Annotated in this window: 19 protein-coding genes and 1 tRNA gene; 7 read left to right on the top strand and 13 right to left on the bottom strand. The window is 42.8% G+C overall.

Features of this window, described 5'->3' with window-relative positions:
- Nucleotides 1-34: 34 nt before the first annotated feature.
- The 7 genes from HMPREF1212_RS01985 to HMPREF1212_RS01955 form a co-directional block, all read right to left on the bottom strand.
- Nucleotides 35-730: a DUF3823 domain-containing protein gene (locus HMPREF1212_RS01985; protein WP_028729744.1), complete on the bottom strand. Its 696-nt coding sequence runs from the start codon at nucleotides 728-730 to the stop codon at nucleotides 35-37.
- A gap of 22 nt (nucleotides 731-752) precedes the next feature.
- Nucleotides 753-2600, bottom strand: coding sequence for a RagB/SusD family nutrient uptake outer membrane protein (locus HMPREF1212_RS01980; RefSeq protein WP_046148247.1), 1848 nt, complete (start codon nucleotides 2598-2600; stop codon nucleotides 753-755).
- 12 nt (nucleotides 2601-2612) lie between these two features.
- Nucleotides 2613-5999: a TonB-dependent receptor gene (locus HMPREF1212_RS01975; protein WP_046148246.1), complete on the bottom strand. Its 3387-nt coding sequence runs from the start codon at nucleotides 5997-5999 to the stop codon at nucleotides 2613-2615.
- Nucleotides 6000-6104: 105 nt separating this feature from the next.
- Nucleotides 6105-7031, bottom strand: coding sequence for a FecR family protein (locus HMPREF1212_RS01970; RefSeq protein ID WP_046148245.1), 927 nt, complete (start codon nucleotides 7029-7031; stop codon nucleotides 6105-6107).
- Nucleotides 7032-7095: 64 nt separating this feature from the next.
- Complete coding sequence (locus HMPREF1212_RS01965) at nucleotides 7096-7668, bottom strand: RNA polymerase sigma-70 factor (RefSeq protein ID WP_046148244.1); 573 nt, start codon at nucleotides 7666-7668, stop codon at nucleotides 7096-7098.
- 196 nt (nucleotides 7669-7864) lie between these two features.
- A complete protein-coding gene (locus HMPREF1212_RS01960; protein ID WP_046148243.1) occupies nucleotides 7865-9625 on the bottom strand; it encodes a S41 family peptidase in 1761 nt (586 codons plus the stop codon).
- Between the two features lie 47 nt (nucleotides 9626-9672).
- Complete coding sequence (locus tag HMPREF1212_RS01955; protein WP_046148242.1) at nucleotides 9673-10650, bottom strand: adenosine kinase; 978 nt, start codon at nucleotides 10648-10650, stop codon at nucleotides 9673-9675.
- Nucleotides 10651-10768: 118 nt separating this feature from the next.
- Here HMPREF1212_RS01955 and HMPREF1212_RS01950 point away from each other — a divergent pair.
- Nucleotides 10769-10842: transfer RNA gene (locus HMPREF1212_RS01950), tRNA-Asn, on the top strand.
- Between the two features lie 295 nt (nucleotides 10843-11137).
- On the opposite strand, the gene HMPREF1212_RS01945 is transcribed toward HMPREF1212_RS01950, so the two are convergent.
- From HMPREF1212_RS01945 to HMPREF1212_RS01920, 6 genes are all read right to left on the bottom strand, one after another.
- On the bottom strand, nucleotides 11138-13780 hold the full coding sequence (locus HMPREF1212_RS01945; protein WP_046148241.1) for a glycoside hydrolase family 78 protein: 2643 nt from the start codon (nucleotides 13778-13780) through the stop codon (nucleotides 11138-11140).
- 224 nt (nucleotides 13781-14004) lie between these two features.
- Nucleotides 14005-14784, bottom strand: coding sequence for a LytR/AlgR family response regulator transcription factor (locus HMPREF1212_RS01940; protein ID WP_046148240.1), 780 nt, complete (start codon nucleotides 14782-14784; stop codon nucleotides 14005-14007).
- On the bottom strand, nucleotides 14777-15814 hold the full coding sequence (locus HMPREF1212_RS01935) for a sensor histidine kinase (RefSeq protein WP_046148239.1): 1038 nt from the start codon (nucleotides 15812-15814) through the stop codon (nucleotides 14777-14779). Before HMPREF1212_RS01935 ends, HMPREF1212_RS01940 begins: the two co-directional genes overlap by 8 nt.
- Nucleotides 15815-15926: 112 nt before the next feature.
- Nucleotides 15927-16562: an outer membrane beta-barrel protein gene (locus HMPREF1212_RS01930; protein ID WP_046148238.1), complete on the bottom strand. Its 636-nt coding sequence runs from the start codon at nucleotides 16560-16562 to the stop codon at nucleotides 15927-15929.
- A gap of 12 nt (nucleotides 16563-16574) precedes the next feature.
- Entirely contained in the window at nucleotides 16575-17210 is a 636-nt protein-coding gene (locus tag HMPREF1212_RS01925) for a DUF4136 domain-containing protein (RefSeq protein ID WP_046148237.1), read from the bottom strand.
- Between the two features lie 38 nt (nucleotides 17211-17248).
- Entirely contained in the window at nucleotides 17249-17806 is a 558-nt protein-coding gene (locus HMPREF1212_RS01920) for a DUF4251 domain-containing protein (RefSeq protein WP_046148236.1), read from the bottom strand.
- A gap of 261 nt (nucleotides 17807-18067) precedes the next feature.
- Here HMPREF1212_RS01920 and HMPREF1212_RS01915 point away from each other — a divergent pair, with 261 nt between their 5' ends.
- From HMPREF1212_RS01915 to HMPREF1212_RS01890, 6 genes are all read left to right on the top strand, one after another.
- Complete coding sequence (locus tag HMPREF1212_RS01915) at nucleotides 18068-20434, top strand: TonB-dependent receptor (RefSeq protein ID WP_046148235.1); 2367 nt, start codon at nucleotides 18068-18070, stop codon at nucleotides 20432-20434.
- Nucleotides 20435-20498: 64 nt separating this feature from the next.
- Nucleotides 20499-21581: a sensor histidine kinase gene (locus tag HMPREF1212_RS01910; RefSeq protein ID WP_028729753.1), complete on the top strand. Its 1083-nt coding sequence runs from the start codon at nucleotides 20499-20501 to the stop codon at nucleotides 21579-21581.
- Complete coding sequence (locus tag HMPREF1212_RS01905) at nucleotides 21571-22638, top strand: sensor histidine kinase (RefSeq protein ID WP_046148234.1); 1068 nt, start codon at nucleotides 21571-21573, stop codon at nucleotides 22636-22638. The genes HMPREF1212_RS01910 and HMPREF1212_RS01905 overlap by 11 nt, the downstream gene beginning before the upstream one ends.
- A complete protein-coding gene (locus tag HMPREF1212_RS01900) occupies nucleotides 22635-23354 on the top strand; it encodes a LytR/AlgR family response regulator transcription factor (protein WP_046148233.1) in 720 nt (239 codons plus the stop codon). Before HMPREF1212_RS01905 ends, HMPREF1212_RS01900 begins: the two co-directional genes overlap by 4 nt.
- On the top strand, nucleotides 23341-24099 hold the full coding sequence (gene trmB / locus HMPREF1212_RS01895; protein ID WP_028729756.1) for a tRNA (guanosine(46)-N7)-methyltransferase TrmB: 759 nt from the start codon (nucleotides 23341-23343) through the stop codon (nucleotides 24097-24099). The genes HMPREF1212_RS01900 and trmB overlap by 14 nt, the downstream gene beginning before the upstream one ends.
- Nucleotides 24100-24123: 24 nt before the next feature.
- On the top strand, nucleotides 24124-25233 hold the full coding sequence (locus HMPREF1212_RS01890) for an Mrp/NBP35 family ATP-binding protein (protein ID WP_046148232.1): 1110 nt from the start codon (nucleotides 24124-24126) through the stop codon (nucleotides 25231-25233).
- Nucleotides 25234-25310: the final 77 nt, after the last annotated feature.

The following is a 25310-nucleotide window of genomic DNA, read 5'->3' as shown; positions in this document are numbered from 1 at the left end:
CTGATTCACCAAACAGATATCTGTGTCAGGTTATTTATTGTACAATAGTTTCAATGATAGTACTATAATTGATCACTCCCTCGGTTTTAGCACCAATGCGGACATATATTTTATTACCATTTCCCTGTATTTTGTACAGATTGTCTTTATAGTTTTTATCATTTTCCAAATCAAAAACTATAGTTCCTTCTTTCTCGTTGACAGTCTGCTTACCTGCCTGGTTCGCACTTCCGTTGTCAACCCCAGGAGCAAAGTTCCAGTATCCGTAAACTTCAGATACATCATAATTGCTGCTCGTCGGTATTACCCTGTATGTAACAGTAACTTTTTTACCCGCAACCTGGGCTGACGCACTGATTCTTGCAAAAGGGGTTGCTTTCAAATCCAGAGTTGTCTGTCCTTTTACCGTAACAAACTCTTCACATGGGGAAACAAACGGGCCGTTAACGACTATTTTATAATCACAGTTGAACAACTTTGAGTTTTCGTATGATCCGTCCATTTGGGCATAGAAATCGACAGACTGCGTAGCATCTGTATTTTGCTCGAACATATTAATAATGATACCCGTAGAACCCTGGACAGGTAGTGGGATCGGTTCGTTTGTTTCTGCATCCAGAATTTGTCCTTTGATACCTCCGTTAGGAGACTCATAATTATCCAAATCACTCAGACAGCTTGTCAAACAGAATGAGCAAATGACCATTAATAATAAACTTATCTTTTTCATATCAAATTTCTAAATTAGGTGATTAATTAGTAAAGCCCGGATTCTGAATAAGATTCGGATTTGAATTCATATCTTCCTGATTAATCTTTGTATAATAATTCTTTTCCAGGAAAATACGCAATTGTTTAGGAGAGTTGTAGCCTCTTTCAAATACATATTTACCATCACGAATATCATACCAAGGGTACAAGGCTGTTCCTCTGAACCCATTCAAGCCCCCCTTTGCCACATCCAGATGAGCTATCCTCCAACGTTTCATATCCCAGAAACGATGACCTTCAAAGGCCAATTCAACTCTACGTTCGTGACGTACTTTCTCCATATTAATACTAGCCAACAAAGCAATACCGGCACGTTCACGAATCTTATTGACAGCATCTAACGCCTCCGATGGTTTATTCAGCTCCATTGCAGCTTCTGCCAAATTTAGATAAATTTCTCCTAAGCGGAAAACAGGCCAAGGTGTTTCTGACTTACCCATATTCATATCGGTTAATGTCTCATCCCAAAATTTCTTCTGATAAAAACCGGTCTTGGACGCATCCCCAGCATCAGCACCGCCATCTTTACCTGATGTGCTATATGTTACTCCATTGACTTCAACCGTGTTACCTCCATCCGGTTGACTTGTTGCCTGATGTTTTTCATTATCAGAAACGATAATACCTCTTTTCCATTCAATTCTGGAACCTTGACAAGGAGATCCCGGTAAATACACAGATGCAAAAAGACGAGGATCTTTATTTGCAAAAACATCATAAGGATCATCAAAACGAAGTTGTTTCCTATTTTCCTCTAGCGCCAACGTACCTTCGGATCCGTCCACATAATCATAGGCTTCGATCATTTCCAAAGTCGGAGCAATACCACAGCCCCAGCCTCCGGCACGGTAAGAGAACGGGGCATTCCGTTTGTCCCAGTCATGCCCTTTACCTCCCGCTACATTGTATTGTTTCTGGAAAATATATTCTCCGTTATCTCCATTCCCTTTCAAGAATATATCGCAATAGTTCTGTGCTTTATTATCCGGTTTCTTATTATACAGTTCATAAAGTCCTGAAGATATTATCGTTTTCGATACATCATAAGAAACCTGAAAAAAACGATCGGCATCCGAAGAAGATATTCCAACAAGACCATCTAATTGGACGTTGCCATAACGTGCTATTGAACCTGCATATAATGCAGCACGGGAGCATAACGCTAACGCCACATACTTATTTGCCCGGTATTTAGCATCCGAATTTCTCGTATCAGGAAGCTCCAATGCAGCCTCCTGACATTCTTTAATAATAAAGTCATAAATTTCGACTTCTTTATTACGAGGCACCATCAATGCTTCCAGATTATTTGGGTCGTATTCCTGAGGTTCATTGATAAGAGGAACGCCACCATAACGTTTCACTAATGTGAAATAGTGCATGGCACGTAAAAAGCGGGATTCTGCCAGAAGTAGTTTCTTTTCTGAATCAGATAAAGCTGTCGCCTCCTCCAGTTGACTGATAAAATCGTTACAGTTTCGTATATTTTTATAACGATCAGAAAATTTCTGCTCGAACAAGGCATCTTCATACGTATAGGTTGCATTTCCATTATCGAAAAGAGGGTCTTTCTGGAATGAACCCTGTGCCTCGTCAGACATAGAAGAAGCATTTTGTAAACGCCACGCATCACGATACCAATAATTAAAATCTTCTACATTCAGTCCATCGTATAGATTAACCATCACACCATTGATCAGTTTAGGATCCTGCCAAACCTGTTCAGGTGTTATGATATCGAAGGATTCTTTTTCAAGATAATCGGAACAAGCCGTTGTACTCAATAAAAGCAGTCCACATCCAATATTTCTTATAATTGTAGTCTTCATCGTTTCTTATTTTTAGAATGTTAGGTTAACACCGAAATTAAATGTTTTCATTTGCGGATAATAGCGGAACATACCGTCTTTATTCTCCGGATCCATATACTGCATTATACCGGTGCGACTGGTTATCGTTGCTGTATTAAAGCTATTCACGTATATACGCAAATTCTCAATGCCAGCTCGTTGCATCCATCTTTTTGGGAAAGTATAACCTATCTCGACTGTTTTCAGACGTAAATAATTGGCTTTCTGTTTTGTCCAGGTATTGTTACCTGCATTTGCAGAGAAACCTGTCGGACGAAGTGCCGGCATATAACCCGGAATCCATTCACTTGACATATCTGAAGGATCTTCTCTATGCCAGCGGTCTAACCAAAGAGTTATACCATTACCTAGCCCCTGCTGAATAAACGGAGACATAAAGTCACCGCTCGTAAACACTTCATGCCCTGCTGCTCCCTGAAAGAAAAGAGTTATATCAAATCCCTTATATTCTCCGTAAAGATTCAAACCATAATACATACGAGGTGTATTTCCATGTCCGATAGGCTGGTCGTCTTTCCCGTCAATGATACCGTCGTTATTCCAGTCTTCAAACTTCAGATCACCCGGCATTAACGATTTATTACCATTGCTATCCTGAACCGGAGAATTCATGATCTCCTCCCAACTCTGAAACTGTCCGACCACTTTCTTACCCCATTGTATGTCCTTATAACGGTTATTACTGTTATTCCTCCAATCGTCATACATATTGGCAGACGCTGCACGTTCTACATGCTCATTATAAATACGGGTTGTGGAAAAATTCGCTTTTATATCATAAGTAAAATCTCCGATTTGCTTACGATGCCCTACTACAATTTCAAATCCCTGATTCTTATCGGAGTTCAGGTTTTCTACGGGAAGTTCCTGACCGAATGTTGTTGGTAATGTGAGCTGACGCTTTGTCAAAAGCCCTGTTCGTTTACGAACGAAATAATCAAACTCCACGCTGACCAAGCCAGATAAGGCTGAAGCTTCAAACCCGACATTAGTTGTCTTGGATTCATACCAGGTCAAAGCCAGGTTAGGCATTCCCCTGTCTTTAGCACCGTTTGTCACTCCTCCCGAACCCAGCACATAATTTCCTGATGGATATAAGTAACCTGTCAAATATTGGTAAGCTCTATATTTGCCATCTTTCTCATCATCATCTGTATATCCGGTAACTCCTTCATCTCCTACCTTACCATATGAACCTCTTATTTTGAAATTGTCAACCATCGGTAATGTTTCTTTAAAGAATGCTTCTTCAGATACACGCCATCCTAAAGAAACAGCAGGGAAAAATCCCCAGCGGTTATCCGGTGCAAACTTATACGAACCATCATAGCGGAAACTTACTTCTGCCAGATATCTGCTATCGTATGCATAGTTGACACGACCTACCAAACCCGCGTGAGCAGAAACACGTGCAGTTCCGCCATTGTTCATGTTCGTTTTATCACCGGCATCCATCTGATCGATAGCTCCAACCGTGAACTGGCGATAAGCTTTCAAAATATCAGTACGGTCATTATTGAATTCCCATAATACTAATGCACCTATATCATGTTTGCCAAATGTGTTTTTATAGTTCAATGATATCTGACCATTGGGTCTGAAGTAATTATCGTTTTGAGTTGTTAACTCCGAAATAGTATGGCTTCTCGATTTATTATATATATCCGCTGTTGCATCATAAGTATATTCATAATATTCTTTATACCATTTACGGCTATACAGATTATTATAATCGTAAGAAAATAAAGCTTTAGCAGACAATCCTTTTACCCAGGGTAACTCCCAGTTCAATGCTATGGAACCATTAAATTCACGGCGATCACGACGATCATAGCCAACATTGTCAATGTCCGATAAATGAATAGGATTTCCATTATCTCCCGGATTATTCCAATAATCAGGATTATCATTGGAATAAATGGGGAATATCGGCTTTGCCATTTGAATCGTACGGCTTAGAGGATCCGCTTCATAAGGTTTCATACGTGTATCCAAGCGTCCGCTTAATTGCAGGTCTACCGTAAAACCTTTTACAATTTCGGCACTGATATTGGAACGGACATTATACTTTTTATAATTAAATGCTTTCGACTTATAAATTCCCTCCTGATCCGTTAATCCTAAAGAAAAGAAATACTTTACCTTTTCCGCACCGCCGGAGACACTCAGATTATGATAAGTGGTCGGGGCAGTTTTACGGATTACCTCATCATACCAATCTGTTGTACCAATCCCTTGTCTGAAACGTTCCAGGTCTTCCTCCGAGTAAGGAGCTGCGATCCCGATATTCTGTTGGGCCTCATTATACAAAGTCGCATATTCATATCCGTCGTAATATTCCGGATAACGGGTTATATTCTGTATGCCGACATATCCATTATAATTGATCTTAGGTTTACCAATCTCTCCTTTTTTGGTCGTGACAAGAATAACGCCATTCGCTCCCTTGAAACCATATACTGCAGCCGAAGCATCCTTCAAAATACTGATTGATTCGATATCGTTTGCATCGATCTGTTTAAAATCACGTTCTACCCCATCTACAATTACCAGTGCATTACCGTAACCACGGATATCAATACTGGCATCATCATCTCCCGGCGCACCACTTCTTTGTACGGCGCGCAAACCCGGTAATTTACCTGCCAATGCATTACTTACATTAGGTGTTTTAACCGTAGCAATATCTTTTGACTGGAGAGAAGCGACCGACCCTGTTACCGATGCCCGCTTCTGGACACCATAGCCAACTACTACCACTTCTTCCAATGCTTCTGAATCTTCAGATAAGTTAATATTTAATACTGATAAGTTACCAACAGGAATTTCTTTCGTTGTAAAACCAATATAAGAAACCACCAATACCGGGTTCTTTTGTTGAAGGTTCAGGGTAAATTGTCCGTTTACATCCGATATGGTGCCGTTCGTCGTTCCCTTTTCCACGATGTTAGCACCTATAACCGGATCTCCGTTTTGATCAACAATATTACCTTTAACCGATCTGGTCTGTTGTTTTGTTTCCGTGACAGAAGCAGGTGAAAGGACGATATAAGTTCCCTCTATCTTAAAGGTTACACTGTTTCCCAACAAGTTCTGCAGCACGTCCTCCAATGATATATCATTGGCTTTAACGGATACTTTACGGTTAACATTTACGTTTTTATTATAAATGAACAACAAATTTGTCTGGCTTTCAATATCGTTCAATATATTTTCTAACCGGACATTACTTTTATCAAGGGTGATCCGTTTGTTCTGTGATTTCACCATTTCCGCCTGTAAACAGATGGCACTGGAAAAGAAGAACAAAAAGGTCATCTTCAAAATACGAGATACACTGAATTTTCTTTTCTTCATGTTTGTGATAGTTTAAGAATGATATTAGATTAATTATTTACACAGGGCCATACTTTTCCCTTATTTCGATTTTTAAATCATCTCATAGGCTATATAAATTAAATGTTATTGAATATGGATTTCCTCTCTGTTCTCCCTTTCAAATATGAAATGGGCGTCTTGTTGTAATGCTCTCAACACCTCTTCAATCCCATCGGAGATACGGAATTTTCCACTACATGCATAGTTATCGAGCCCGGGATTGTCGATAACTATACGGATACCATAATTCTTTTCCAGTTTCTTCATCAAAACATCGAACTTGATATCCTTAAATGTAATAATCCCGTCTTTCCAACTATAAGGACTGAAATCGGTGATGGGAGTGACAGTCAGTTTTCCATTATCCAGCCTGACTGCATTATTGGGTTCTAACACAACTGATTCATCTGATTGTAATTTGTCGGAAACTCTTACGCTACCCCGTAACAAGGCGGTCGAGAAATCATTTTCATCATAAGCTTCGACATTAAACTCAGTACCTAAAACTTCTACTTCACAGCGCCCGGTATTAACTATAAACTTCTTGTTTTCATCTCTGGCCACATCAAAAAAGGCTTCTCCTTTCAAATGTACTTCACGTCTGTCTCCATTAAATGAAACGGGATAAGAAAATTCAGAACGTGCATTCAACCAGAGATGGGTTCCGTCCGACAATGTTACTTCCACCCTTTGCCCGGCAGGGACTTTAATAGTATTAAAGGCAATATCCGATAAAGGTTCGTTTTTGACAAATATCGATATATTTTGCATCAGAAATAAAGTAACAATAGCAGCAGCAACACTTCCCACCCATTTCCAAAGAAAAGTAGGGCGTTTGCGAACACGCGAATCTAACCGGAAGTCATTAAACAGCAGAGCATCATAAAGAGCACGTTCCTTATAGAACATTTCTTTGTTCTCTTCACTGTCATTCACCCATCGACGGATCTGCGTCAGTTCTTTATCTGTCGCCTCCCCACTAAACATTTTATATAATAACTTCTGCTCCATTTTTTCCTGTTTCTATAATAAGGGCGAATGAAGGAGCAGATACCCTAAAGAAAAAATGTTTTTTTTAATTATAGAAGAAATCGAAGACAGAAAGTAAGGCTGGCAAATAGTCCTTTAAATCCTTACGCAAAGCGGTTAAAGCTTTGCTGATATGAAACTCAACACTTTTTACAGAAAGGTTCGTTTCCCGGGCTATCGTTTGATAGCTTTTCCCTTCATAACGGCTCATCATAAAGATACGACTTGATTTTTCAGGTAATTTATCTAATGTTTTTTTGATTAATTCCTGTACCTCTGCGCTGAATAAAGCTTCCGGTTCGCAAGCTTCCAGGCTGGATATGCGCATTTGAAGCTCCCATTCTTTATTGGAGAGTAAGTTTTCCGCTATATTGTTCCATGTACGTTCTCTCTGCAAATGATCCAGGCATTTATTCTTGATAATAATCAATATATATAAAGGAATATCTTTAACATCTTCCAGCCTGTCACGGTTTTCCCAATAGTACATCAGACTTTCAGCAACCAGATCTTCAGCAGTTTCATGGTTATAGGTATATGAATACGCGAACCGAATATAGCGTTCACGATGATTCATGAAAATATAATTGAATAGTTTTATATATGCTTTCTCATCCATGATATGCTTCTATTAGGTAAGTATTACACAGCCGGTTAACTGAATTAATAATTGAATTGTACTCTTTATTTTCAAAGTAGAACCCGGGCAAAGATAAACATATTTGAAAAAAATCTAAAGATAGCGCATAAAAAAACTCATGCAGTCGGATTCAAAATCAACAGCATGAGTTCTTTTATATACTTGTAGTATGGAGTTACCCTACAGTTTGATCAAACACATAAGCAATATTTCCACTTCCGGTAGACGACTTGGTGTTGTCTTCAGCCGGTTTACTGTCTCCTTTTTCCGGAGTACTCAATGTCTTATTATATAATTCCTGATCACCGAGGACTTCCAACGCTTTTTCAAGCACTTCGTCATCCTTCAGGCTTTCCAGCAATTCTCCTTTCTGGAAATAGTAGCGCTTTACGATCTCTGAAGCCATCAACTTCTTGATTTGCTCTTTATAAAGCTCGAAATCTCTGTCCAGGTTCGGAGTCAGGCGGGCTTCCAGGTCGTTGAAGATCGTTGAATCGCTGTTCATGTAGCCTTCAAACTTGGCTATCTCTTTCAGATTCTTCAGGACTTTTTCGCTCTGACGGTCGTAAGTGAAGTTCTTTTCTTTTGCATAGTTCTTGAATGCTTCGAAGTCTTCGTCAGATACAGTAAACTCTTCTACCGAAGGAATTGTCTTATGCTTCTGCGCCCAATTGGTAACAAAGTCAACCAACACAAAATCCGTAGCTAGGTAATACATCATCGTCGGCATTTCTTCCTCTTCTATTTCGAACTCAGGACGAACGCCTCCGCCGTCACGGACTGGGCGGCCTTTAGAGGTATAGAATACCGATGTCAGGCTGTCGGGAATGGCATCCACACTGCCGTCCGCTTTCCGGTGACTGTAGTCCATTTGCTGGATACAACGGCCGCTGGGAATATAATATTTACTCATCGTGATCTTCACACTTCCGTTGTAAGGCAATTCACGGGTAGACTGAACCAGCCCTTTACCAAACGAACGTTGTCCGACCAGTACGGCACGATCCATATCTTGCAACGAACCCGAAACGATCTCGGCAGCAGAGGCAGAGTTGCCATTGATCAGGACAGCCATCGGCATAATCGTATCCAGCGGTTCATTGGCCGTACGATAAGTACGATCCCATTGGCTGATCTTTCCTTTAGTTGAAACAACTTCCTTTCCTTTCGGAACAAACATGCTGACAATCTGTGTGGCACTTTCCAGCAGACCACCGCCGTTATTGCGCAAGTCGAGGATCAGCGATTTGATATGATGATTTTTCTTCAGGTCTTCGAAAGCATTCTTCACTTCCTGGGCACTCTTGTCAGTAAAACCTTTCAGGTAGATATAACCAACGCTATCGCCACGTACACCATAGTAAGTAACCTGGTCTACAAGTATTTGCTTACGGATAAGTTCCACTTCACGCGGTTTCTTTTCGTTCGGACGCTGTATCTTCAGTACCATTTTCGTATTGGGCACACCTTTCAACAGGTTGCTGACTTCGTCGGAAGATTTATTCGTTACATCCACCGTATCGATAGCCAGGATACGGTCGCCAGCCTGAAGTCCGGCCAATGCGGCAGGCATTCCTTCAAACGGTTCGATAATATAGACACCACCTTCCTGGCGTCCGCGGATATAAGAACCGATACCGCCATATTCGCCGGTAGTCATTATCTTCAACTTATCCATCTCCTGCTCCGGATAGTACTCGGTGTAAGGGTCAAGGCTACCAAGCATACTGTTGATGCCCCGGCGAACAGTCTTTTCCACATCGACAGAGTCTACGTAGAACATTTCAACTTCTTTTATCAGCGCATTGAAAATATCGAGGTTCTTACTCACCTCAAAGCGGTTATCTTTCTGAGCCTGTCCCGGCATAATACTCCCGAAGAGGAGCAGTAAACAAAACAAACCTATCAATCTTTCTCGTCGTATCTGCTTATACATAGAATATTTAGTTAATTAACGATGTAAATGTATGCATAAAACACATTTCAGGATAATATCGTATCTACTTTTAACTTTATTTGTTCCCATTTATCATCCGGGATCTGGGCACCGATCACATCTATTATATACCCGGCCAGAAGTGATCCGATAAGGGCTGATTGTTCCAAACCGGCACCGATAGACTGGCCATAGAGGAAGCCGGCTGCGAAATGATCGCCAGCCCCCGTTGTGTCGATGGGTTTACCTCCTTCTGCCGGAACAGCGATCACCTGTCCGTTGCTACCTACCAACGCTCCTTCTTTGCCCAGCGTAACCAAAGAGACTTCCACCATTCCGGAAAGCACTTTAACAGCTTCGTGAGCGGTCAGCCCGGTAAAGGCTTCGGCTTCGCTCTCGTTAGAGAAAAGAATATCCACATATTTAGGGATAATATCATCCAACAAGCCTTTGAAAGCATTGACGATATTAAAATTAGATAAATCGAGCGCTACTTTCAGACCCAGCTTCTTGGCTTTCTGCATCGTCGTACGAACCAGTTCCTCGTTTACTAAAAGATATCCTTCTATATAAATACAATCATATTGGCTAAGGATTTCTTCTTTTATCTCATCCGGTGTGATAGTCGGAGCCGGGCCGAGGAATGTTCCCATAGAACGCTCGCCATCTTTCGAGATCAGCACCGTACAGCTTCCTGAAATACCCGGTGTCTTTATAAAGTAAGGAGCCACACTGGCATCTTTCAGCGCCTGTTCATAGAATTCGCCCACCGAGTCGGTTCCAATTTTACCTATAAAACCGGTATTTGCACCCAGGCACGCCATTGCACGCATGGTGTTACAAACCGAACCTCCCGGCGCCTGGCTTCTCTCCAGACGTTCCTGTGTTTTACGGATAGCGATCATCTGTTCCTGGTTGATCATATCCATTGCACCCTTCTTTATACCGACTTCAGCCAATACTTCATCACTATCCAGTCGCAATAAAACATCCACCAAAGCATTTCCTAAGCCTATTGTATTCATTTTTTCAATTTTTTTCTGCAAAGATATTGCATATTTCAAAAAGAACCTCTACTTTTGCAGTGCAATTTCAGAAAGGGGTATACGAAAGCATACGGAAAACTTCTGAAAGATTGAAAATTCTTCCTTAGCTCAGTTGGTTAGAGCATCTGACTGTTAATCAGAGGGTCCTTGGTTCAAGTCCAAGAGGAAGAGCAGAAAAAGAGATACTTCATAGAGGTGTCTCTTTTTTTTGTGCCCGGTTTCCTTTCAGTTTCCTCCTTAGGAAATTGCAGTTTCTTCGGTAGGAAACTCCAGTTCCCCGCCTAAGAAATTATAGTTTCCTGCGGTAGAAACTGTAGTTTCCACAATAGAAAACTACGAGGAAACTGTAATCAACTGACAACTACCACAGTAAGCATAAAACAGAAATACAGGTAAGAGCTTCCTATAATTCGATATAAAAAGAAAGAGGCCTGACTAAAAAAGCCGGCCTCCTCACTGCAAATATTTACTTTGAAAGGGTTAAAATGAGATCGTGTCTGCCTGCTTCCAGTTCGATCACTTTATCTCCTTTTATATTGTCCGGTAGATAAAGGGTTGCCGTACTATTGGCCGGGACGATCACCTCATAATTAATCTTTCTCCTATCCCACTTCCATTTGGAAACGATCCGACCATAAGGGGATTCATGTTGTGCTTCGAAATGCTTCAGTTCTTTTACGAAGTTTGGACGCAACAGGATATGTTTAAAACCGGGTTGCTCAGGATCGGGGAAGATACCTCCCAAGCCTTTATAGAACCATCCGCCTATTTCCCCGAACATCATGTGATTGTCTGAAATATCGCGTTCGGCTTTCAAGTCCCAGTTCTCCAGTAAAGTCGTTGCTCCGTTGGCAATCCACCAGCCCCACGAGGGATAAGTATCTTGTGCGGCTACCTTATAGGCCGTTTCCGCATATCCGTTTTCGCTTAATGCGTTCAGGATTGCTTTGGCTCCCAAAACTCCGACATCAAGGTGAAATCCGGCTTCTTCCACTTTCTTTGCCAGATTTTGTGCAACTTTAGCAATCATATTGTCGGGAACTATTTTCCATTGTAAAGGAACACTTAATTCCGTCTGACTGCCGTTGGCATAAATGCCTGTTTCCTTATTCAGGTATTTATCGTTCACCGCATCCTTTATCTTCTCCGCCAATGCCGTGTAATAAGCCAGATCTTCCTGTTTGTTAAACAGCTTGGCTGCATTAGCCAAGATCCGGGTATCTACATAGAAATAGATGGAAGATGTCAGCTCCTTATTTGATTGGGACTTGACAGGCACCCAATCGCCACGCCCCCAGGTAGTCAGATGGTTCGGGCTTGTGCGGTCTACGTAATCGACATAACGCTTAATGCTTTCATAGCAGTCGGCCAACGGTTTGCTGTCACCATAAAAAATATATAGCTCCCAGGGGATAATTGCAATCGTACTTGTCCAGTCTAATCCGTTATCCGTGCCGTATCCCCATCCTCCAGTCGGGATAATATCAGGGAGAACGCCGTTGGGTTGTTGTTCGTCGCGATGGTCTGCCAGCCATTTCTCATAGACTGTAATACCATCATAATTATACAAAGCTGTTTCTATGGCAAAATGCCCGTCGCCTGTCCAACCGTTCTTTTCACGCTGCGGACAGTCGGTCGGATAGCCCATCAGGTTTGACAGATAAGCGTTATTGGTTGCCCACCAGAGTTTATCGACAAGTTCACTCGATGTATTGATATTCCCAACAGAAGGGACATCGCTGTGCATGAAGTAAGCAGTCAGGCTGTTTTGATTGAGTTCGATCGGCTTATCACTGGTTACTTCCACATAACGGAAACCTTTATAATTGAATTTTGCCATAAACTCATCCTTACCACCACTCAGGATCAATATATCTGTCTGGAAAGGATCTTTCACCTTATCTCCCCGGTAATAAACATCGATATTGGACATATCGATACGTCCATTATCAAAGAGCCGCTCTCCGTGCATGATCCTGACCTCTGTTCCTTCCTCTCCCGAAACATTTATCCGGGTTACTCCCGACATATTCTGTCCGAAATCGAATACATACGTCTTTTCATTTATCTTGTTGACTGATTTTGCGGGAATAGTCAGAACATTACGGATCGGACGGGCTTGCTGCGCTACAATGTTTTGGGAAGGGGCGCCCCTGTATCCCACTCCATTCCACTTAGAGTCATCAAAGTTCGGCATATTCCAGCCGGCCTGTTCAAGACGGGTGTCGTAATGCTCTCCGGTATAGATACTGTTGAAGATCAGTCCACCTGAAGAAGTTTTCCAACTAAGATCGGTAGGAATGGTTTCGACACTTCCATCGCTGTAAGTGATACGGAGATCCATACAGAATGCAGGCCGGTTACGCCAGGGAGCCCGGTCGAAATCCCACACGGCCTTCGATTGGTGGTTGTACCATCCGTTACCCAAAAGCACTCCTATGGCATTATCTCCGTTCCGGAGCTGGCCGGTTACATCGTAGGCGATATACAGATTACGTCTGTCGAAACGGGTGTACAACGGATCGAGGCGGTGATCACCAATCTTCTCTCCGTTGATATACAATTCGTATAGTCCAGCCGCAGCGATATAGGCGCGTGCCGATTTTATCGTTTTACCTGCAGCAAACTTCTTGCGAAAATAAGGGGCAGGCTGACAGTCTTTGTCTTTTCCGTCACCAATCCAGGCTCCTTGCCAGTTCTTTATGCTCATCATGCCTGTCTCAAAAGAATGGACGGACGAAACGACTTCCTTATCCAGCAAATCATCACTTATTACTTTCCAGTAATATTTCGTACAAGGCTCCAGTGGCTTCCCGGCATAGGTAACCAATATATTTTCGGAGATTATCTTTCCGGTGTCCCACATATCGGCAGTTCCGTCGGCCACCTGTATCGAGTCTTTGCCGACCAACACCCGGTATGCACGTTGCCGCGCCCCCTGCCTGCTATCTTCCATCTTCCACGAAAGACGGGGAGCGGGGTTATCTATTCCTATCGGATTTTCAAGATGGTCACTTTGCAGGCCGGTCAACCGGACGGCTGATTGCCCGTTTGCATCAGAAAAACTAAAGAACGTTGAAACACAAAATGTTAGTATCAGTCTTTTCATTCGTATGTTATTTTGTAAAACAAATATCGTTATTTATCAATCAAACAATACCGGTTGTTGTCTGAACAATAATACCTCCGTCTTGTTTATTAATCCAAAGTTCGGCATTCTACCAAAGAGATCTGCTATAAAAAATGATATTAGATATACTAAAAATGATATTTATCTCCGGATGAACCGAAACATATCCTGTTTCGCCTTCCTTCATAACAGAAATCTGAATATCAATAATTCAACCAGAGTTTGAAAGCCCCGATCTTTTCCCGGCTAACGATAATCTTATCTTTAAAAGGCGGAGACACTTTTACTATGACCTTCCCTAAAAAATAAGATTCTATCTTTTGAATAGATTGTACACTTACGATTGTTTGGCGGTTTGTCCTGAAAAAATGGTCGGGATCGAGCTGTTCGCAAAGTTTATCCAAAGACAGATCTATTATAAATTCACGGTTCTGGTGGGTTACGGCAAAAGTTACTTTATTTTCAGAATAGAAATAGGCTATATCATCTACCTGCAATGTGAATAACTTATCATCACCAGAAATAAGAAAGCGGGTTCTGTATTTCTTTGAAGGGCTGGTTATATTCTGTAATATTTCCAGAATTTCCCCTTGTTGGTTGAACTTTTTGAAATACCTGGCGGTCAGTTTCTCGAACTTCTCAAGTGTTTCAGCAAGTTGTTCCTTACCTATCGGCTTCAACAAATAATCTATGCTGTTTACTTTAAAGGCACGGACAGCATATTCATCATAGGCTGTCGTAAAAACGATCATACTCTCCGGTTTTACTCTTTCGATAAACGAAAACGAGACACCATCAGTTAACTGGATATCCAGAAACAAAATATCCGGATGCGGGTTGTTCTGAAACCATTTAACAGCTCCATCCACATTTCCCGGTAATATAAGTATCTCCCAATCCGGCCGTAGCTCCGTTAGCATCTTATTCAGCAAACGGGCTGCCGGAATCTCATCTTCAATAATTGCAGCTCTTATTTTATTCATTTAGCAAAGGTATTCTAACGGTAAAACACTTTGAGTCATTTTCTATTATTATATCCCGACCATTAATCAGTTTATAGCGGGTAGACAAATTACGAAGTCCCGTACCCGATTTTACAACACTCTGTTTAAGTCTTATCTTATTCTTTACCACCAGCATCTCGCCATCTTCAGTGGAACTCAAATAAATAGTCATCGGATTATCCGAATTGATCGTATTATGTTTGATCACATTCTCCGTCAACAACTGTAAGGTAAAAGAGGGTATTTTCTTTTCCTGCAAAGAGGGATCGATCCGATTGTCTACATGGATGCAATCACCTAACCTGACCTGGTGAAGAAATATAAATGATTTCAAAAAGGCCAGTTCCGAGTGAAGAGTCATTAACCCTTCCTGCTGGCTTTGTAGAATATACCGGTAAACATCCGACAAGCGTTGGGTAAACAAGACCGCATTTTGGGGATTATATTCTATCTCAGAAATCAACGTATTCAGATTATTGAACAGGAAGTGAGGATTTATCTGGTTCTGCAAAGCCGTATATTGCGCTTTTATAGCACTCTCTTCCAGTTTATTCGCTTTGTCATGGAGCATAATCAACTGCCTGTAAAAATTCGTAGTCATACTAAGACTGACAATCACCATTTCCACCAGCCATATCATCAAAAGAAGCCTTGTACCCGGTTTCCCTAAAGCAAAAGGGTATGGTACTTCCAGCAACATTTTTACAATAGACAGCATCAGATAGTTCATCAGATATAGCAGACCGGCAATCAAAATACAATTTATCAATAGCTGAAATCTACGTCTCATCAAAAACAGATAACTCTTCTTTTGCCATCTGTTGATCAGGATAAGACTGAAACCGATTACATTAAACACAAAAACGACCAGCAGGAATGCCCAAAAAGAGATCAGTATGTGCTGATGCTGAGGGGAAAAGTCTGAATAAAGTACCAGAAACAGGTAAGAAAAACAGGCAAGTCCCGAAAATAAAAAAGCATTAAACAACTGATTGTATTTGTTCTGCATAAGCCGATCGATTATAATTGCAAATGTAGAGTTTTATCACGTCAAAGAGGGTATCTGATATCACTTTTCAGATACCCTCTAAAAAAATAAATATATGTATCACCATGAACTATCAGAAACACAGACCAAGCCGAAAGCCCAGATTATTCTGTCCATCCATCGAATAAGTCAATAAATCGGTTTGGTTGGTTGCATAGCTGTAATAAAGTGCCACATGAAAACCGAATCGCTTATCCGGCACCGGATAAATGTTTACACCTAGTTCCGGTGAGACATAAAAGCCCCAGGGATTGGAGTAATAGCGGATTGAATTCATATAACAGGAGTTCTCTGCATACATTGCCCCCAGTTTAACTCCGGCATAAGGCCTGAAATACTCGTTATTACCGATCCGGTAAGAAGTGGAAAGACCAAAAGGTAGCTGGAATGCCGATTGTTGCTGATCGGTAGTCAATGATTCCGTCGGAGAGAGTTGTAAAGTCTGGCGTCCCACATACCTGTGATTGGTATGGAAATTCAGAAAAGCCCCTAATGACCAACGGGGAGCTACATAATAGCCTGCTTCAAAGTTCATTCCCCAACCACTGATCTTATCTGCAAAGTTCGCTCCCACCGGGGCATTCATCTGCCAGTCAATATTAAAATGAAGATTATCTTCTATCTGTTGCGCACTAGCTTTCAAGCAAAATACAGACAATGTCATCAACAATATTACACCTTTTCCAAATATATATTTCATTGCTTTCATGATCTTTCGCTTTTACTGTTTCTTAATATAAGGAGATTGTTCAAATGCCTGGTCGACCGCATTTAGCGTCAATTGCATGTCGATATGGGAACTGCCATATAAAAGACCGGAAGCATATGTATGCCAAATGACAGGCAAGTCTACTTTCTTATCTGGATCGACAGGCTTTCCTGTTAAATCGACCATTTCAGTAATCAGTGTCCCTGTATCATAACTATATGAAACAGGATAAGGATAATACCAGCCACTCCAGCCAAAGCCCCAAAAACCTGCTCCCCACCAATTATATCCAGGATATCCGACAGAGCCGATGATTTGTGTCGTTTGTTGTGCATACCCCAGTTGCAAACCGATATCTGCTTTCGTTTTATCATCTACCCGGGTGTATCCACGCCCGGTCATTTCATCGGCGACCCGGTTGATGATCTTTTGAGCATTTTCATCCTTCCAGTACTGGGAGTTCAATCCGCTACCGGCAACCAATATACTGTCGGGCAGATAAAATGAATTGAATTTGCCGAACTGAACGCTGTTATCATAATTTGTATAAACAGCGAAGTCACTATCCAGCTTATTCATATCAGGATCTTTTTCACAAGATGAGAAAAATGCCGTCACGGCTAAAGCAAATAATAATAACTTCTTCATATTCCTTTATTATTAAATCACAGAATTAATCAAACCTCTCATAACGAACGTCCTTTAAAGACATTCGATTTATTCATCGGTATCAGTTTACCTATTAAGGTGAAACGATTGGAATTAAAATTCGGTGAAATATCCACCCTTGCACTATTTGAACCTTCAGTCAGCATGATATCTATCTGGGCCGAAATACCGGTACCCATTACATTCATCGAGACAATTACATTTCCTTTCTTATCCGCTTTCGTTTTAAAATCAGAAACCTTTCCGTCCACAGTAATTCCTCCCAGGCCGTTCGGTCCGCTGACCGGAATGTTAAAAGCTACCTGTACCACTGCATTGTCATTATCCACCCCCACAAAATTCGTGTTAGATGATACAAAAGCATTGGTGCCCTCCTTGAATACCACCTGATCGGCTTCGAGAACAAAAGTCTTACTTTCGATCGCCTGTTTAGCCTCTTCAAATAATAAATTATCCAAAGCTTCCTGCGCAACTTTCTCTTCTTCGCGTGTAGTTCCCTTACGGGTTGTTTGTGCGGTACTATAACCTGCGCACATAAACGATGCTGCCAGAGCTAATAATAATGTGTGTCTCATCTTCCTAAAATTTTAATAGTCTTTAATTGCCTTATTATTAATACAGTCGTAAACTTATTTGATTTATGTAAAACAGATTCGATTTATTTTGCCGAACCGTAACTGGTATTTACTGAACTGTCGTTTTCCATAACTGAAACGAATGGTCCTTGTCTACAATAAAAAGGATTCTATCTACAAGAGAACCCCTTCCGTCTACAAATAAAAAAGCCCCCTTCCTACACAAGTATCTTCGCTGCATAATCATAAAACAAGACAGTTATGAACAAAAGAGACTTTTTATTATTCTTACTTCTTTCTTTATTATCAACATCCATTTGTGCTCAACAAAAGGGAAACACCCAGCCGGTTCAAAACATACGCGGAACAGTTATCGACCGGGCCTCCAGTCATCCGATGCCTGATGTAACGATCATGCTTTCAGATATGCCGGGCACAGGCACTACAACCGACGAGCGCGGACAATTCGTTTTGCCGGAGATCCCGGTAGGGCGGCATAACGTACAGGCTTCTTTTCTTGGATACGAACCTGGTATCTTCAGCGAAATACTGGTAACATCCGCGAAGGAAGTATATCTGGACATCTCACTGAAAGAAAACGTCAACGAATTAAGCGAAGTCGTTGTCCGCCCACAGATTAACAAGGAACAGCCTCTCAACAAAATGGCGGCTACCGGTGCCCGGATGCTTAGTGTGGAAGAAGCCAGCCGCTATGCCGGAGGACTGGATGACCCTGCCCGCCTGGTGAGTTCGTTTGCCGGAGTAGCAGCCAACCTGTCCAGCAACGGAATATCCATCCACGGGAATGCCCCGCACCTGCTGCAATGGAAAATGGAAGATGTGGAAATACCGAATCCGAATCACTTTGCCGATATATCCATACTGGGCGGCGGTATCTTATCATCACTCAGCAGCCAGGTTCTGGGTAATTCCGACTTCTTCACGGGTGCCTTTCCCTCCGAATACGGGAATGCCGTTTCCGGCGTATTCGACATGAAGCTGCGTAACGGGAACAACCGGAAAATGGAGAATACCTTTCAGGTAGGTATATTGGGGATAGATGTCGCTTCGGAGGGTCCTTTAAGCAAGAATCACCAGGCTTCCTATATCTTCAACTACCGCTATTCTACCACCGGACTTCTCAACAGCATTTATCCCGGCCTCGACATGGGCGGTACGCTTAATTATCAGGACCTGAATTTCAAATTCAACATTCCGACACGCAAAGCCGGTACTTTTGCCGTGTGGGGAACCAGCCTAATCGACAAATACGAAAATGATTTCGAGGATGATCCGCTGGAATGGGAACATACCCGGGATAATTTTCAGTCGACAGCCAAACAATATATGGCTGCCGGAGGGATAAGCCACCGGTACTTCTTTCCGAACAATGCGATGTTGAAAACAACTTTAGCAGCCACCTATTCCGGTATGAATGCGACAGAAGATGCCCATGCAGCCGATCACACCGTCACCCCATTCACCTATCAGAAGAACAACACGACGAACCTGATCCTGACATCTTCCTACAACCGAAAATTCAGTGCACGCCATACCAACCAGACAGGTTTCACCTATACCCGTTTGTTCTATAATATGCGTCTAAACCTGGCTCCTTTTGAAACGGCCCCGCTAAACACCCTCTCAAAAGGAAAAGGACAGACCGACCTGATCTCAGCCTACACCAGTTCCTCTTTCGGTATCACAGACCGGCTTTCTGTAAATGCCGGCTTGAACAGCCAGGTTCTGACGCTTAATAATAGTTGGACTCTCGAACCCCGGTTGGGAATTAAATGGGCGCCGACCACTAAGTCTTCGTTTGCCTTGGCATATGGCTTGCACAGCCGGATGGAAAAGATGGATGTCTACTTCGTCAATTCCAAAAGTACCGGAAAGGAATCCGTAAACAAAGACCTCGACTTTACCAAGGCTCACCACCTGATGCTGACATTCGGCTATAAATTATCCGACAATCTGCTTCTTAAAGTCGAACCTTATGCACAATTCCTGTACGACGTTCCGGTTATTGCAGACAGCTCCTATTCCGTATTGAACCGGAGAGAGTTTTATGTGGAAGAGGCTCTCATAAACAAAGGGAAAGGACGTAATATCGGGGTAGACATCACGCTGGAACAATATCTGAGCCGCGGATTCTATTACCTGGTTACAGCCTCTGTTTTCGATTCGAAATACAAAGGAGGAGACGGCGTCTGGCACAACACACGGTTTAACCGTCGGTTTATCCTCAACACATTGATCGGCAAAGAGTGGATGGTAGGTTCCAAAAGACAGAACATATTAAGTGCCAACGCCAAATTCACCCTGCAAGGAGGAGAGCGTTATTCTCCCCTCGACCATGCAGCAAGCCTGGCACATCCCGACAAAGAAGCACAATATGACGAAACACGGGCTTATTCCGAACAGTATCCGGTCATGTTTATCGCAAACTTTACGGTCAGCTACAAAATAAACAGAAAGAAAGTAGCACACGAGTTCGCCATCAAGGCATTGAATGTGACAGGGACGGAAGAATATTACGGTTATCACTACAATCTGAAAAGCGGTGTGATGGAACGGAACGGGAACAGCATTCCTATCAGCAATATCAGTTACAAACTAGAATTCTAACCGGTATGCAAACAGATACCAAATAAAATAGTAATTTCGGACAGTCTAAAGAGTAAGCCGCTGTATGGTCGACAACAAAATAAACAAACAAACTTTCTTATACCAGTTCCTAATTGAACCCAGATACAGGATAGCCCGTCATATTTTATTGCTCGCGGCTGTAACAGTTGTATCGCTCAACCAGAACGTCTATACCTTTGGGGCCAGACTAGAGCAACTGGGAAATCAGGTCTACCTGGCCGGGATATGTACCCTAATCTCCTATTTCATTGTAGGCTATCTGCACCTTTATCTGTTGGTTCCCAGGTTGCTGCTAAAGAAAAAGTATCTGGTCTATATCCTTTGCTCTTCCGTGTCCGTCTTATTGCTCATTTTACTACGATATGTACAGGAATACTGGATATTCACCTCATCCGGTATTCCTCCCGTTAGAGGTTCTTACTTTAATATGGTAAGCATCCTGGATAGTTTATCGGATTATATGCTGAACATGATCTGTATTACCGGTATATCCATGACTGTCCTGTTAAAACACTGGATGACAGAAAACCAGCGTGTAAACCAACTGGAAAGGAAACAGATACAATCGGAAGTGGATAACCTGAAAGAGCAGGTGAATCCCTCCCTGTTGTTCAACACGCTGAACCGCACAGGGGTACTATCCAAAAGCGAACCGCAAAAGGCTGCCGATATGGTGCTCAGGCTAAGCCAACTACTCCGCTATCAACTGTATGACGGGGCACGTGATAAAGTTCTGCTTAATTCCGAGATCAACTTCCAGACTCATTACCTGGCTCTGGAAAAGTTTTATTCGGACACTTTCGACTATCAGATCGTTTCCGACAAAGCATTGACAGGCGTCCTGATTCCCCCCCTGCTGCTTGTTCCGATCATCCAGTATGCCTTGAAAAGGACGGTGAAACAGGAAAAACGTCCTTCCATCCTGTTGCAAGCCGACCGGGAAGGAGAAGAGATACATATCACCTGCCGATTCGACGATCCGACAGAACCGGACATGAAAGAACTGGACAGCTTAAAGACCCGCCTCGAACTTCTTTATCCGGATAATTATTCCTTATCCGTCACGCAGGAAAAGACGACAGGTACAAGTACCATTACATTAAAAATGAATACACATGGCAACTAAGACAGACCATATAGTACCCGATTTTCTGCTAAGTCCTCAGAAAAGGGTTTACAGGCATCTCCTGCTGCAACTGATCGTCTTCTTTATTACGATCAATGTGTTCTGGGATACACCGGATGAACTGATTATCACCCCGCCCAGAATCCGCTCCTGGATCGGTTATTTCCTGATGATCGACATGCTTATCTATGTCAATGCCTATGTACTGGTACCGCGATTCCTGCTCAAAGGCCGGTTTCTCCGTTACCTGCTCAGTTCAACAACCCTGATCCTGTTATGTATCATCATACTCGGTACACTTCAAACCCTTTTCGAAGATACCCGGTTCGAAAGCATTCCGCCCAGTCCATCGGTGATGTGGTTAAATATCATTTCTTCGACAGTCTCCTGCGGATTATTGGTTGCCGCCTCATCCGCCCTCGTCCTTTTTAAACACTGGATCAGCAACAACCAGCGCATAGACGAACTGGAAGCCGCCACCCTGCAATCGGAACTGAAATTCCTGAAAAGCCAGATCAATCCGCATTTCCTTTTCAATATGCTAAACAACGTCTACGTATTGATTAAAAAAGGACGCGACGAAGCGGCAGAAGTTTTGTTCAAGTTGGAAGACCTGCTGCGTTACCAGCTTAACGACAGTTCGCAAGAAAAGATACAGCTCAGTTCGGATATTCATTTTATGAATGATTTCCTGAATCTGGAAAAGATACGCCGGGATAATTTCAACTATATCATATCGAAAGAAGGTGATATAAATAAGGTATGGCTTCCTCCGCTCCTGTTTATCCCTTTCGTTGAAAATGCAGTAAAGCATAATACGGACAGCGAAAATGCTTCGTTCGTATATCTTTCTTTCATCGTACAAGATAACCGGTTGCTATTCCGGTGCGAAAACTCCATACCGCTCCCTGAAGAGGAGGTAAAAGAGCCACGTATCGGTGGCCTGGGACTGAAGAATATCAAAAGGCGCCTGGAGTTATTATATCCCGGCCGTCACTCGCTGGAAATCATCGAATTGAAACAAAGTTACACCATTAATTTACAATTGGAACTATGAATTGCATAATCGTAGACGACGAACCGCTGGCCCGTGAAGCAGTGGAGATGCTGATAAATGAGACCGGACAACTGACGCTGGCCGGCTCTTTCAACAATGCCGCCTCAGCAGCCAAATTTATCCATGAGCACCCTGTCGACCTGATCTTTCTGGATATCCGCATGCCAAAGGTTAGCGGACTGGAATTCGCCCGTACCATCCCGAAAAGCACTTTGGTCATATTTACAACGGCCTATGCCGAATATGCCATCGACAGTTATGAAGTGGATGCCGTCGACTATCTGGTCAAACCGATCATTCCCGAAAGATTTCAGAAAGCGGTTGAAAAGGCAATGGCTTACCACGCCCTTCTGCTGACCGGAGAAAAGGAAAACATTGAAAATGTAGAAAGCGAATTTATGTTCGTCAAGTCCGAACGCCGTTTCTTCAAAGTAAACTTCAAAGACGTCCTCTTTATCGAAGGCTTAAAGGATTATGTGATCATACAACTTCCCGACCAGCGTATCATCACCAAGACCAGTATGAAAGCAATCCATGAATTGCTCCCTAAAATATTCCTGCGGGTAAACCGCTCGTACATAGTAAACACCCAGCAAATCGCCTCCTTCGACAACAACGACATCTACATCGACAAATACGAAATAGCCATCGGTAACAACTACCGGGATATCTTCTTCGACGAATTTGTATTATCTTTGCAGCATGGGAAAAAATAAGTTAGCAAAGTTTGACGATATGGCGGGTTATCCGCATGTTTTCCAGTATCCGTTTGCCGTTCTCCAGGAGAAAGGATTTGAGCTGAAAGGACACTGGCACAAGGAGTTTTTCAAGAATGATAACCCGATCGTACTCGAATTGGGTTGCGGTAAAGGTGAATATACGGTGGGACTGGCACGGCTCTTTCCGGACAAGAACTTCATCGGTGTAGACATCAAAGGCGCCCGTATGTGGACAGGAGCCAAAGACTCTATGGAGTCGGGTATGACAAATGTAGCCTTCTTGCGCACCAGTATCGAACTGATCTCCCATTTCTTCGCCCCCGGAGAAGTTGCTGAAATATGGATCACATTCCCCGACCCGCAAATGAAAAAGGTCAACAAACGACTGACTTCCACCCGCTTCATGAAGATGTACCGCGAAATACTGGCCGGAGATGGCATCATCCATCTGAAGACGGACAGTAACTTTATGTACACCTACACCTGCGAAATGGTGAAAGCCAACCATTACCCTGTCCTGTTCAGCAACGATGATCTTTATCACTCCGACCTGGCAGACAATATCTTGTCTATCAAGACATATTACGAACAGCAGTGGCTCGACCGCGGACTGAACATCAAATACATCAAATTTGTTTGTGAGGAAAGGGAAGAACTCATCGAACCGGACGTAGAGATCGAGCTCGACCCCTACCGGAGTTTCAACCGGAGCAAACGCAGTGCACTGGCTTCCGGCAAATAAGACAACCAATTATACAATTATATTATGGCTATATATCCTAAACTGATCATGGACGCACTCGCTAAAGTGCGTTACCCCGGAACAGGTAAAGACCTGGTAGAGATGGGCATGGTGGAAGACAACATACGGATCGAAGGCAATAAAGTAAGCTTCTCTCTCCTATTTGAGAAACCGAACGATCCGTTTATCAAATCGGTAGTAAAAGCTGCCGAAACGGCAATCCTTACTTATGTAGGCGAAGAGGTCGATATCAAAGGGAATATCGAAGTAGTAGCCCGTCAGGTAGCGCGTCCCGAACCGGACAAACTGCTTCCGCAGGTAAAAAATATCATCGCCGTATCTTCCGGTAAAGGGGGAGTAGGTAAAAGTACGGTTGCCGCTAACCTGGCAGTCGCTTTAGCCGGACTGGGTTACAAGGTAGGTCTGCTGGATGCCGACATCTTCGGCCCTTCGCAACCTAAGATGTTCAATGTGGAAGATGCCCGTCCTTATATGGAGGAGGTAGATGGCCGCGACCTGATACAACCCGCTGAGAATTATGGAGTGAAACTATTATCGATCGGCTTCTTTGTCAATAAGGAGGATGCTGTCCTGTGGCGCGGCGCTATGGCCAGCAACGCCCTGAAGCAGCTTATCGGTGACGCTAACTGGGGCGATCTCGATTACTTCCTGATCGACCTGCCACCGGGAACAAGCGATATCCACCTGACTCTGGTACAGACATTGGCTATCACAGGCGCTATCGTTGTCAGCACCCCGCAAGAGGTTGCACTGGCCGATGCCCGTAAAGGTATCAGCATGTTCACCGGAGAAAAGATAAACGTACCGGTATTGGGACTGGTTGAAAACATGGCCTGGTTCACTCCCGCCGAACTTCCGGAGAACAAATATTACCTGTTCGGAAAAGAAGGAGCCAAACGTCTGGCAGAAGAACTGAATATCCCCTTACTGGGTCAGATCCCTATCGTACAGAGCATTTGTGAAGGGGGCGACAATGGAACGCCTGTTGCCTTAAACCCGGAAACAATCACTGGCGCCGCTTTCCGCGAACTGGCAGAAAACGTAGTCGAACAAATCAACTACCGCAACGAAAACCAGGCACCTACGCAGCGTGTCCACGTTTCAAAACATTAAAAAAGAAAGAGCAGGGCTTCCAAAGGAATAACCCTGCTCCTCTTTTTTCCTGTACAGGAAATCAACCTCACCTATTC

The organism is Parabacteroides sp. HGS0025 (assembly GCF_000969845.1).
GTDB classification, from domain to species: domain Bacteria; phylum Bacteroidota; class Bacteroidia; order Bacteroidales; family Tannerellaceae; genus Parabacteroides; species Parabacteroides gordonii.
This window is presented reverse-complemented; position numbering and strand designations above follow the sequence as displayed.